The 12295-nt window shown below is 58.1% G+C and carries 11 protein-coding genes; 4 read left to right on the plus strand and 7 right to left on the minus strand.

What is annotated here, in order from left to right:
• Positions 1-62: 62 nt before the first annotated feature.
• Positions 63-485 (plus strand): 50S ribosomal protein L17, encoded by a 423-nt coding sequence (rplQ, locus tag RB602_RS05900; RefSeq protein WP_317083815.1) that lies wholly within the window; start codon positions 63-65, stop codon positions 483-485.
• Positions 486-545: 60 nt separating this feature from the next.
• On the opposite strand, the gene RB602_RS05905 is transcribed toward rplQ, so the two are convergent.
• Positions 546-2012 carry an MFS transporter gene (locus RB602_RS05905; RefSeq protein WP_317083817.1) on the minus strand — a complete coding sequence of 489 codons (1467 nt, stop codon included), beginning with the start codon at positions 2010-2012 and terminating at the stop codon, positions 546-548.
• Positions 2013-2135: 123 nt separating this feature from the next.
• On the opposite strand from RB602_RS05905, the gene RB602_RS05910 reads away from it, so the two are divergent.
• The 3 genes from RB602_RS05910 to RB602_RS05920 all read left to right on the plus strand — a co-directional run bounded on the left by RB602_RS05910 (position 2136) and on the right by RB602_RS05920 (position 5881).
• Complete coding sequence (locus tag RB602_RS05910) at positions 2136-4319, plus strand: prolyl oligopeptidase family serine peptidase (protein WP_317083819.1); 2184 nt, start codon at positions 2136-2138, stop codon at positions 4317-4319.
• A 267-nt stretch (positions 4320-4586) separates the two neighbouring features.
• Positions 4587-5099, plus strand: coding sequence for a hypothetical protein (locus RB602_RS05915; RefSeq protein WP_317083821.1), 513 nt, complete (start codon positions 4587-4589; stop codon positions 5097-5099).
• 119 nt (positions 5100-5218) lie between these two features.
• Positions 5219-5881, plus strand: coding sequence for a hypothetical protein (locus RB602_RS05920; RefSeq protein WP_317083823.1), 663 nt, complete (start codon positions 5219-5221; stop codon positions 5879-5881).
• A gap of 5 nt (positions 5882-5886) precedes the next feature.
• Here the strand turns inward: RB602_RS05920 and RB602_RS05925 are convergent, their stop codons facing one another.
• From RB602_RS05925 to odhB, 6 genes are all read right to left on the minus strand, one after another.
• A complete protein-coding gene (locus RB602_RS05925) occupies positions 5887-7224 on the minus strand; it encodes an amidase family protein (RefSeq protein ID WP_317083824.1) in 1338 nt (445 codons plus the stop codon).
• Positions 7221-7868: a trimeric intracellular cation channel family protein gene (locus tag RB602_RS05930; protein ID WP_317083826.1), complete on the minus strand. Its 648-nt coding sequence runs from the start codon at positions 7866-7868 to the stop codon at positions 7221-7223. Before RB602_RS05930 ends, RB602_RS05925 begins: the two co-directional genes overlap by 4 nt.
• A 54-nt stretch (positions 7869-7922) precedes the next feature.
• Positions 7923-9053 carry a serine hydrolase domain-containing protein gene (locus tag RB602_RS05935; protein ID WP_317083828.1) on the minus strand — a complete coding sequence of 377 codons (1131 nt, stop codon included), beginning with the start codon at positions 9051-9053 and terminating at the stop codon, positions 7923-7925.
• Between the two features lie 165 nt (positions 9054-9218).
• Positions 9219-10625, minus strand: coding sequence for a dihydrolipoyl dehydrogenase (gene lpdA, locus RB602_RS05940; protein ID WP_317083830.1), 1407 nt, complete (start codon positions 10623-10625; stop codon positions 9219-9221).
• Positions 10626-10734: 109 nt separating this feature from the next.
• Positions 10735-11052 (minus strand): hypothetical protein, encoded by a 318-nt coding sequence (locus RB602_RS05945; RefSeq protein ID WP_317083832.1) that lies wholly within the window; start codon positions 11050-11052, stop codon positions 10735-10737.
• An 11-nt stretch (positions 11053-11063) separates the two neighbouring features.
• Positions 11064-12278, minus strand: coding sequence for a 2-oxoglutarate dehydrogenase complex dihydrolipoyllysine-residue succinyltransferase (gene odhB, locus RB602_RS05950; protein WP_317083833.1), 1215 nt, complete (start codon positions 12276-12278; stop codon positions 11064-11066).
• Between the last annotated feature and the right edge of the window lie 17 nt (positions 12279-12295).

Below are 12295 nucleotides of genomic sequence, written 5' to 3' on the forward strand. Positions count from 1 at the left end.
CGCCCTCAATGGCCAGCACTGGGGTACCTGATACGGCCCCCTTACGAACGAAGGAATGAGACATGAAACATAAAATCGGCAAACGCAAACTGCAGCGTACCTCTTCGCACCGCGCGGCTCTGCTGCGTAACATGGCGGCAGCACTGATTAAGCATGAGCAGATCACCACGACTTTGGCCAAGGCACGCGAACTGCGTCCTTACACCGAAAAGCTGATCACGCTGGCCAAAAAGGGTGGCCTTTCCAACCGTCGTCTGGCCGATGCGCGCCTGAAGGACGATACCCAGCTGAAGAAGCTGTTTGAAGAGTTGGCTGAGCGTTATGCGGATCGTCAGGGCGGTTATACCCGCGTTCTGAAAGCCGGTTTTCGGGCTTCTGACAGTGCTGCTATGGCGGTCATTGAGCTGGTTGATCGTGATGAAGACGCCAAGGGTCAGGACAGCGGTCCGGACCAGAATGAAATGGACGAATATGCCGAAGCATAATCGCTAATAGGCTTAACAATGAGATTCAGGGGCGGTGAGCAGAAGCTTGCCGCCCCTTTTTCATGTCTGCGCGGAAGGCTCCAACGGCGCTTGCCGTCCGCCGGATAAGGTGGCCATGATGACAAGCGCGCCAGCAACGCACAATATCGCCGCCATCCACATGCCAACAGCATAGCCGGTGGCCATTGTCGCAAAGGCCGCGGCCAATGCGACCCCGATCATCTGCGCGATACGGCTGGAGGTGTTGTTGATCCCCGATGCCAGGCCTTCATCCTGGTCGTCGACGCTGTTCATGATGCCCGAGGTCAGCGGCGCGACGATTATGGCAAAACCCAAGCCTGCCACAGCCATGGGCAGGATCACGCCGATGACTAATCCAAAGCCGCTATTAATGGCGAATAGGGCGAAACCGATCGCAGCGAGCAGCGGGCCGATAATCAGCATCGGCTTGATCCCCATTCTGTCTGCCAGACCGCCAAAATAGCCGGAGAGCAGACCGACCAACAGGGTAAAGGGCAGGAACACCATGCCCGCTCTTGTCGCGGACAGGCCAAGCTCATCGATCAGCCGGAACGGCAACAGGAAGAAACTGATCGATAGACCTGCATAGATAAGCAGGGTTGACAGATTGAGGCCCGAAAAGGAGATGGACCGGAATATCTTTCCCGGAATCATCGGAGCGGGAATGCGCTGTTCCCACATCAGGAATATCCCCAGCAGCGCAGAGCCTGCACCCAGTCCGGCAAATACCGGCCATGACAGATCAAGGCCAGAGGCTTGGGTGCTGGCGCCTTCCTCCGGTGCCAATACAGAAAAGCCATAGGCAATACCGGTGAGCGCCAGCGCCAGCAAAACCGCACCGACAATATCAAAGGGCTTGGGATCGGTGATGCCTGGTCTTCTGACGATGGCCAGCAGCGCAACCGCCACTGCAGCAAGCGGCAGGTTTATCCAGAACACCGCGCGCCAGCTGAACGTCTCAGTCAACCACCCGCCCAGCACAGGGCCAGACGCCGTTGTCAGCGCCGATGCACCGGCCCAGATACCGATGGCGCGGGCGCGTTCGTCTTTGGCAAAAGTCTCGCCTATCAGCGCGAGGCTCGATGGGGTCATGATCGCTGCCGCCAGACCCTGCAGCACACGCGCCGCTATCAGCATCTCGGCACCCGGAGCAAGCGCGCAGCCCAGCGAGGCAAGGGCAAAGCCAATACAGCCCCATGTCAGCATCCGGGCGCGGCCATAGGCATCGGCCAGCGCGCCGCCGATCATGGTAAAGGCGGCCAGTGCCAGCACATAGCCATTCAGCACCCATTGCACCGCGCCGATATTGCCCCCGAGATCGCGTGTCAGTTGCGGCAGCGCGACGGTCAGCGCCGAGCCGTCAATAAAGGCCATGGAGGACGCCAATATACACGCCGCCAAGGTAAGCCGTTGGATGCGGACCGTGGGTTCTCGTCCTGCCGCACGCGGACAATCTTCCGCTTCGATGCGGCTTTCCTGACAGGGCGGGATATAGGGCTGGGCCATTGGATCAATCTACCAGCCATCAGGGCCGTGCGAAAGGGTCGTGATCCGGAGCAACCGAGGCTTGCGCGGGGCAAGGCGCGTGCCTAGTGTCGCGGCTAAAACCCCACTAGGAGAGACCATATCATGCGTTCCAAACGCCTCGTCGCACCCCTGTTATGTGCTGCCACAGCAATAGCGACCCTGCCTGTCATAGCCGTGGCTGGTGAGGTCAGCGATGCTGCAGAAGACGCTGCGGTATCTGCCCCATCGGGCCAACTCAGCTACCCCGAAACACGCACCGTTGATATCGTTGATACGCAATTCGGTGTCGATGTCGCCGATCCCTATCGCTGGCTCGAAAATGATGTGCGCGAGGACAAGGCAGTGGCCGAATGGGTTGAGCAGCAAAATGCTGTGACCAATACCTATCTGAATGATCTGCCGGGCCGTGAAGCGCTGGCGAAGAAGATGACCGCGTTTTACAATTATGAGCGCTTTGGCCTGCCCAAGGCGCGCGGTGATCGATATTTCTATAGCCGCAATGATGGCCTGCAGAACCAGTCTGTACTCTATGTACGAGATGGTTTGGAGGGTCAGGGCAGGGTGTTGATCGACCCCAATGGCTGGTCCGATGATGGCGCGACTGCGCTTGCCGGTTGGGAAGCCTCAGCTGACGGCTCCAAGCTCGTTTATGCGATACAGGATGGCGGTTCGGATTGGCGCACGCTTAAGGTTGTGGATGTCGCCTCCGGCAAGGTGCTGGACGATGAGATTAAATGGGTCAAATTCTCGAGCCTGTCATGGGTCGGGAATGATGCCTTTCTCTATTCGCGCTTCCCTGAACCGGAAGAAGGCGCCGAGTTTCAGTCGCTGAACACCAATCAGGCGGTCTATTATCACAAGATCGGCACGCCGCAGTTAGAAGATCGACTGGTCTATGCCACACCCGATGCGCCCAAGACGGGCCATAGTGCTACGGTTACCGATGACAATCACTGGGTGGTTATCACCTCTTCAGTCGGTACCGACGAGAGATACGAGATCACCGTGATCCCGATTGGCAAGGGCGACTGGACGCCAATGACGCTGGTCAGCGGCTTTGACAATGAATGGGATCTTATCGATTCTGTTGATGGCCAGCTCTACTTTGTCACCAATAAGGATGCGCCGCGCCTGCGTGTCGTGCGGTTCGATATGGCGGATATGGCAGAAGAGCCGACCGAAATTATCCCCGAGACCGAGGCGACGCTCTCCAATGCCTCGATTGTCGGCAACAAGATGATCGTCAGCTACCTTGAGGATGCTAAATCACTGGCCAAGATGTATAGGCTTGATGGTACCGAGGCGGGGGTTATCGACCTTGCCAATATCGGCACGGTACGCGGTTTTGGTGGTAAGCCCGGCAATCCGGAGACCTTTTATCGCTTCTCCAGCTTCTCTCAGCCGGGCGCGGTCTATCGTCTTGATACCAATACGGGTGAGAGCACCGTATTCGCGACGCCCGAACTGGCCTTTGATCCCACCAACTATACCACGCGGCAGGTCTTCTACTCGTCTGAAGATGGCACTGACGTCCCCATGTTTATAGTTCATCGCAAGGACCTGGACCTGAGCAAGGGAGCGCCGACATTGCTCTATGGCTATGGCGGGTTCAACATCTCATTGACGCCCGGCTTTTCGCCCACGCGCATGGCCTGGATGGAAGCGGGCGGCGTCTTCGCCATGGCCAATCTGCGTGGCGGCGGTGAATATGGCAAAGTCTGGCATGATGGTGGGCGGTTGCTGAACAAGCGGAATGTGTTTGATGATTTTATCGCGGCAGGCGAGTATCTGATCGCCGAAGGGATTACCGGCAAGGATCAGCTTGCCGTGGAAGGTCGCTCCAATGGTGGCTTGCTGGTCGGGGCAGTGGTCAATCAGCGGCCCGATCTGTTCGCCGCTGGCCATGCCGCTGTCGGCGTGATGGATATGTTGCGCTTCGACCGCTTCACCGCCGGGCGCTATTGGGTCGATGATTATGGCTATCCCAATAGGGAAGCGGATTTCAGAAATCTGCTGAGCTATTCACCCTATCACAACATTCGTAGCGGTGCCGAGTATCCGGCGGTGATTGTCTCTACTGCCGACACCGATGATCGCGTGGTGCCAGGACATAGCTTCAAATATACTGCGGCGCTACAGGCGGCAGACACTGGCCTTGCGCCCAAGATCATCCGTATCGAAACGCGTGCGGGTCATGGTTCGGGCAAGCCGACCGAGAAGATTATCGAGGAATACTCCGATATCTACGCCTTCCTGGCGCATCATACAGGGTTGGCGGTTGAGTAAAAGATGTTCCCCTCCCCTTCAGGGGAGGGGTTAGGGGAGGGGGCTATCGCCTAGACTTTGTGCCTGCGGAACTCCCCCTCTCCCAACCCTCTCCCCTGAAGGGGAGAGGGCTTCTTTATTCGCAAAACGAAGAATGTTCATAAAAACAATCCTTAACATGAACAAATGCCATTTTACATGTTCAGGAAAACCTCATTGAACATGAACTAATGTCCTTTCTGCAAGCTCGGAAATGGTTCTCGAGCAGCGAACGAAAGGACATTGACGATGAAGAAGATTCTCAAAGCCCTCACTGGAACCGCTGCTGCCTTCGCAATGGCCGTTACCCCGAGCTATGCTTTCGCAAATGTCGATGATGACCGCGGCGGCATTGGCGCTGGAGAGATAATCGCCGGCGCGGTGGTGATTGGTGGTATTGCCGCATTGGCCGGGGCCTTTGATCGCAATGACCGTGCCAACAATTTCCACCGTAACAATTGGCGTGGCGATTGGCGCCGCGGCAATCGTGGTTTCAATAACGGCTTTATCGGCCCGCGCCGCGCAGTTAACCGCTGTGTCCGTGCAGCAGAGCGCCGCGCTAGCCGTATCTATGGGCCAGCCAATGTGACCCAGATCCGCGATGTGGACCGCACTCGCTTCGGCTATCGCATCCGCGGCCGTATCGTGGTCGAGGATCGTTTCCGCGGCTTCCGCAACATTGATCGCGGCCGGTTCACCTGTCGCGTGGACAATGGCCGCATCAGCGGCATCCAGCTGCGTCGGCTTGGTAATGGCCGGTAAGTCCGGGTGCCCCGGGGGCGGGGCTGGTTCATCTCAGGGCCAGCCCCATATGCTATAGCCCCAATGGGGCGTGCTTGATGGACCGCAAGGTCCGCGCATGAATTGAACAGGGAATGGATATGATAAACACATTGCAAGCCGGGAAAACCCTTAGCGGCACGCTGATGCTCACCGCTGCTCTTGCCATGGCTGCGCCGGTTCAGGCTGCACCGCTGGGCAGTGGCCCGAAAACCTATAATGTGGAGCAGCTGCGACAAACCAGCCTCCTCGACATGGATGACATCCAATGGGATCAGGCCGATGAAACCGCCAATCGCTGGGGCCGTCGTCGCTGGCGTCGCTGCGGCTGGGGCCGCTGTCGCCGTGGTATCAGAGGCGGTGATATACTCGCGGGCGCACTGATCATTGGCGGGATAGCTGCGATTGCCAGTGCCGCAACCCGTGGTAGCCGCGACCGCAATGAACGCGAATATCCGCGCAATCCACCGGTGGTTGTGCAGCAGCCGGTTCCAGTGCCGCAACAGACCCTGCCTCCGGTTAACCGCGCGACGGGTGGTGTCAGCGAGCTCAGCAACGCCGCTGATCAGTGCAGCGCTGCAGCCCAGGCGCAGGCCGGTGATGGTCAAATTGACCGCATCACTTCAGTCAGCCGTGATGGCGATGGCTGGCGGGTCGAAGGTCGCATAGCCTATCCGCAGGGTCAGGAGGCATTCCTGTGTGGTGTCACCGCTGGCCAGATCGACTATATTCAGATCGGTGCTGGCCAGAACGAAGAGTTTTAAAGGGCCTAGGCCGCGTCACCAAACAGTGCACCGATCATCCCTGCAGCGGCTATGCAATCGCGATCGCGCAGTCTGTCACCCATGATCTGCACCCCGATAGGCAGGCCAGCATCATCTGCAGCAATGGGCGCTGCGGTGGAGGGCAGGCCAGGGAAGCTCGCCAGACCGGCCCAGGCCAGTTGATCGGCAAAAACTGTTTCTTCGCCATTGATGGCGATCATCCGCCCGGCCATACCCGGCTTGGGATCATGCGGAAAGGCAGTGATGCCAGCAGGCGGGGCGAGTACATGGTCATAGGTCGCAAACAGATCACGCCACTGCCGCTGATTACGCGCCTGCGCATCGCACAGATCAAACCAGTCGCGCACGCTGGCCTGTTTGCCATCAGGCCCCGGCGCGCCGCCGGACATGGTGATGCCCAGCATCCGCATATAGTCACGATGCTGCGCCTCCAAATCGGGCAGGGCCGGGCTTTCATGATCGACCTGCGCTCCTGCGGTCCGCAAACGGTCTGCTAGCTCTCCCATGGCATCGGTAATTGCACTTTCGACCTGCGCAATCGGTTGGGTATCTACCAGAAGGAAACGCATATCGGATAGCCTCTTGCCGGAAAGCGGCAATACCGGATCGCTTATCAGATCAAACAGCACCGCCAGATCATCGGTGTTGCGCGCCAGTGGTCCCACCACGCCCAGCGCCGGGTCAGCACCATCCAGTCCGGGGACATGCTGCCCTTCGCATGGCACAGAGGCATAGGTGGATTTGTGGCCATAAATGCCGCAAAAATGCGCGGGAACACGGACCGAGCCGCCAATATCCGAGCCAATTTCTATCGGCACCATGCCGCTCGCCACCGCAGCCGCCGCGCCGCCCGATGATCCTCCGGGAACGCGACTTGTGTCATGCGGGTTGTTGGTAATGCCATAAAGCGGGTTTGCGGACTGCCAGTCGGCGAGCAGCGGCGGCACGTTGGTTTTGCCGAGGATCACCGCTCCGGCTGCGCGTACTCTCTGCACCACGACCGCATCACGTTGTGCGATATTGCCCTTGGCCGCTTCCAGGCCCCAGGTTGAAGGGAGACCGGCGACATCAATCGAGTCCTTGATCGTCATTGGTACACCGAAAAGTGGTTGGTCTTCACCTAGTCCAGCTTCATCCAGCGCCCGCGCTGCTTCCCGTGCCCGCTCAAAATCGCGCACCACAACGGCATTAAGCGCACCATCTGTGCTTTCAATGCGCGCTATCGCTTGCTCAGTGGCTTCCAACGCGGTCAGCTCGCCCGCCTTTATGCGCTTGGCCAGCGCCAAAGCACCGGGTTCGTCGGTTAATCTGGGGGGTGTCATAAAGGCGGTTCCTTTCCGCGATAGCTGGGCAGACCGATGGCATAATGGATCGCCGCGCCGCGCAAGGCAAAGCCTGATATCGCAGCGAGCAATGCGGCAACCGGGGTTAATATGCCCAAGCTCTCAAACACGACAAATAGCCCGGCCGCCAGTGCGGCGGCGGTGACATAGATTTCGGGCTTGAGCAGGATTGACGGCTCGCCCGCCAGCACATCGCGGATCACACCACCGACGCATGCGGTCACTACGCCCATCACCAAAGCAGGCAGCGGATCGACGCCATATTCCAGCGCCTTGGCCGCGCCGAATACCGCATAGGCGGCTAGGCCAGCGGCATCGAACCAGTCGAGCATACGGCCCTTCCACCAGCGTTCCGGCGTAACCCATATCGCCGCAACAACGGCAAAGATGACGATGAGTATGCGGCTGTCGACAATCCAGAAAACCGGCGCACCGATGAGCAGATCGCGAATTGTGCCACCGCCGACACCAGTCACAAGCGCGAAAAAACTGAACGTCACCAGTGTCTGCCCCTTGCGCGCCGCCGCCAATGCGCCGGATGCTGCAAAAACCGCGATCCCGAACAGATCGAGTGCTGTCAGGATCGGGCCTATTACTTCGGCGGTGGGGAGAGGGGAGGCCATCCGCCTCTCCTAATGCTGTCGGGATATAATTCCAGCCCCGATTTGCCGTGTCAGTTATTGGCCTTGCGATTTCTGCATTAAGGAAATCAAGGCATCATAATAGCGATACATCGGATTTTGCGGTTCAATCGCTTCTATCACCTCAAGGCCATGGCGAAACGCATTGCCGCCTGTCATGAAGAGCACGAGGCCGTCGCCGCTATCGGGATCGAAATAGACCTGCGCATGTTCGGCAAAATCGTTCCCGCCATGGTTGAGAACGCGTTTGCCGCCATCCTCAAACACAGCCCAGCCAAGCCCGTACCCCAGGTTTTCCGGACAATAGCTGATCGTAGGAGGGCAATCATAGCCGGGATCCCGCTCCGAACCGCGCGCAAATATTGTTTGCCGCTCGGCAATCAATTCGTTCGAAAGCCCTTTTTTGGAAATTAACGCAGAAAGCAAGGAAGCGTATCCGGGCACTGTAGCGAACATATTGTCCGCTGCGCTATAATCGCTTTCCTGTATTATCGTGCCATCCTGAGACCGCCGAAAGGCATCCTGCCACTCGCCATCACGATTCACTCCGCGCGCGACATTTGGTTCGACAATAGGAGATCGCCCCACGCTGACGCCTTCAATGCCCAGGGGCTTTAGCAGTTCTTTCTCTACCAGTTCGGGATATGTCGCTTCAAAGCGGGCTTCCAGATAGCGCATGAGAATCTCGATTGCCGCGCCTGAATAGCTCACCTTGCCATCGCCCGGCTCTCCGAGAAAGGCGAGACGATTATCGTCATAGTTATAGGGCCAGTTTCGCAAAGTGGTTTGATGAGAGAGAATAATACGCGGGGTAAGCAGGTCGTAGCGTGGATCGTCAGTCAGATGGGGATGGCGGAAATATGTGCCTATCGGATCATCCAATGACATTGCGCCGCGATTGACCAAGCGCAAAACCGTCTCGGCAATCAGGGTCTTCGATACGGATGCGGGGTTAAACCAGTTATCCTTCGTTACCGGTACACCCGGTGAAGCCTCTCCGGCATATTCGCTATGCACCAGCTTTCCGTCACGGATAACCCCAACGGCAATGCCTCCGACATTGGGAAGTGCTGCCACCCTAGCCATCGTTTCCCGAAGGTTCTTGGCATCAAATCTTGCTTCATCCGTGACCGCTTCCGCCTGTTCGGAAGATTGTGCAATGGCCATGGCTGGGGCGTATATGGTGCCAGCCAGCAAGCAGGACGCGAAGGCAAGTCTCAATGGAACTATCATGATAACCCCCCCTTAGTGATTTACTGTCATAAAACACCAAGGAGGATTGGAGTCAATGGTGGCGTTGCGGTTTTATCGTCCGGTCAGCGCATGCCCCTGTCAGATATGGATCGGTTTGCCGGTCACCGCCATCGCCGCTTCTTTCACCGCTTCGCTGTGCGTCGGGTGGGCGTGGCAGGTATAGGCGATGTCCTCGGATGTTGCGCCGAATTCCATTGCTTGAACGACCTGTGCGATCATCGTGCCCGCGAGCGAGGAGATGATATGCACGCCGAGAACCCGGTCGGTTTCGGCATCGGCCAGAACCTTGACGAAGCCGTCAGTGTCGCGATTGGTCTTGGCGCGGCTATTGCCCATGAAGGGGAATTTACCCTTTTTGTATTTAACGCCCGCCTCTTTCAGCTCTTCTTCGGTCTTGCCGATATTGGCGATTTCCGGATGGGTATAGACGACGCCAGGGATGAGGTCGTGATTGACGATACCCGTCTGGCCCGCAATGTTTTCCGCAACCGCAATGCCTTCATCCTCGGCACGGTGCGCCAGCATCGGCCCCGGGATTACATCGCCAATGGCGTAGATATTGGAAACGCTGGTCGCAAAGTCGTGACCGACCTCAATCTGACCGCGATTATTGGTGGCCAGACCGGCTTTTTCCAGTGCCAGCCCCTCGGTGTTCGGGCTGCGGCCAATGCACACCAGAACCGCATCAGCGGACAGTGTTTCAGTGTCGCCACCTGCAGCCGGCTCGATGCTGACCGTCGCCTTTTTGCCCTTTACGGTAACGCCTGTCACCTTGGTGCCGGTTTTGATGTCAAAGCCCTGTTTCTTGAACAGCTTGGCCGACTCTTTGCGCACTTCGCCGTCCATGCCGGGCAGGATTTGATCGAGATACTCGACTACAGTGACCTTGGCACCGAGACGCCGCCAGACGCTGCCGAGTTCCAGGCCGATAACGCCACCGCCGATCAGCACCAGATGGTCAGGCACTTTTGGCAATGACAGCGCTCCGGTGGAATCAACGACAATGCCTTTGCCATTATCGACCTCGACGCCGGGCAGGGGCGTGACCGATGAGCCGGTAGCGATAATGATATTCTTGGCGCGCACTGTCTCGTCGCCGACCTTGACCGTGTTGGCATCTTCAAAGCTGGCATGGCCTTTGAGCCAGGTCACCTTGTTCTTCTTGAACAGAAATTCGATGCCGCCGGTGAGGCCAGACACGGCTTCGTCTTTCTCGGCCATCATCTGGTTGAGATCGAGCTTGGCACCGGTGAGCTTGATGCCAAATTTCTCAAGCGCGCCGCTATGGGCTTCTTCATACAGTTCAGAAGCGTGGAGCAGCGCTTTGGAAGGGATGCAGCCGACATTGAGGCAAGTACCGCCCAGCGTCTCGCGGCTTTCGGCACAGGCGGTCTTCAGCCCGAGCTGTGCAGCACGAATGGCGGCGACATAGCCACCGGGGCCGGAGCCGATTACCAGTACATCATAGTCGAATTCGTTGCTCATCTCTAACTCCGTTCGCCCTGAGCCTGTCGAAGGGCCGTTTTTTCTTTAGCTCCCCAAAAGGACAAGGCTCCAACAAGCTCAGCCCGAACGGGGACATTAAACGAATAAGTCAATTCGCGGCTTTCAGCGTGCCGTCTTCATTGAGCAGTTCTGATACGCACTGATCAACAAAAGGCATGAACTTTTCCTCATCACCGCCGATGAAATCTGATACTTCCAGGTTCTCTGCGGCGCGTTCTGCGGTGCACTGGCATAGCGGCTCAGCCACTTCATTGGGCGTGCCGGTCTTGATTGCCTCTGCGGTGCAGGATTCTACAAAAGCGGGCACCGCACCCTCTTTGAAGCTCTTAGAAAACTCTTCACCGCAGGCGGAAAGGACTAGTGTTGCAATGGCACACATAGTCGATGCTTTGATCAATTTATGCATTATCGTGGTCCTTATAAATCTATCAACAGCCGCGCTGGGTCCTCAATCGCTTCCTTGATTCGGACGAGGAAGGTCACCGCTTCCTTGCCATCAATGAGGCGATGGTCATAGCTCAGCGCGAGATACATCATCGGACGTGCCGCGATTGAGCCATCGGGCATCACCACTGGACGCTTGTCGATACGGTGCAGGCCGAGCACAGCGGATTGCGGCGGGTTGATGATCGGCGTCGACATCAGCGATCCGAACACGCCGCCATTGGAGATGGTGAAGGTGCCTCCCTGCATCTCTTCCATTTTCAACGTGCCTGCCTTGGCACGCTTGCCGAAATCGCCGATGGTGTTTTCAATATCGGCAAAGCTCATGCTCTCGGCGTTGCGGATCACCGGCACCACCAGACCATTGGGCGCGCTGACCGCGACCGAGATATCGGCATAATTGTGATAAATGATCTCATCGCCCTCGATCTGGGCGTTGACGGCGGGGACATCTTTGAGTGCCATACACGCCGCCTTGGCGAAAAAGCCCATAAAGCCGAGGCGGACGCCGTGCTTCTTCTCGAACAGGTCCTTATACTTGGCTCGCGTTTCCATCACTGCGGTCATGTCGACATCGTTGAAGGTGGTGAGCAGCGCGGCATTATCCTGCGCTGATTTAAGACGCTTGGCGATGGTCTGACGGATGCGGGTCATGCGCACACGCTCCACCTCGCGGCCCGGGGCAGCAGTGCCGGATACAGCGACCGCCGGAGCAGGCGCGGTGTCAGCACCCTTGTTATTGGCGGCGGCCAGAACGTCTTCCTTGGTCAACCGGCCATCGCGACCCGTGCCTTTGATCTTGGTCGGGTCGACGCCATGCTCCAGCACCAGACGGCGCACCGCCGGTGACAGGGTAGGGACTTCGCCGCTGGGTGCTTCTGTCGGTGCCGGGGCAGGCGCAGGCGCAGCGGTCTTTTCTGCCGCGGGCGCTGCCTTCGGTGCAGCCTTGCCATCGGTGTCGATAGTAGCGATCAGCGCGCCGACTTCGACGGTATCGCCCTCGGCAACCGCATGTTCGCCCATCACGCCTGCCGCCGGGGCGGGGACTTCGATCGAGACCTTGTCGGTTTCCAGACTCGCCACAGGCTCGTCAGCGGCGACGGCATCGCCCGGCTGTTTCAGCCATTCGCCGACAGTGGCTTCGGTAATCGATTCGCCCAATGCGGGGACGGTGACATCAATGCTCATTTCTTAGCCTTTCCGGG

Source organism: Parasphingorhabdus sp. SCSIO 66989 (assembly GCF_032852305.1).
Classification (GTDB): domain Bacteria; phylum Pseudomonadota; class Alphaproteobacteria; order Sphingomonadales; family Sphingomonadaceae; genus Alterisphingorhabdus; species Alterisphingorhabdus coralli.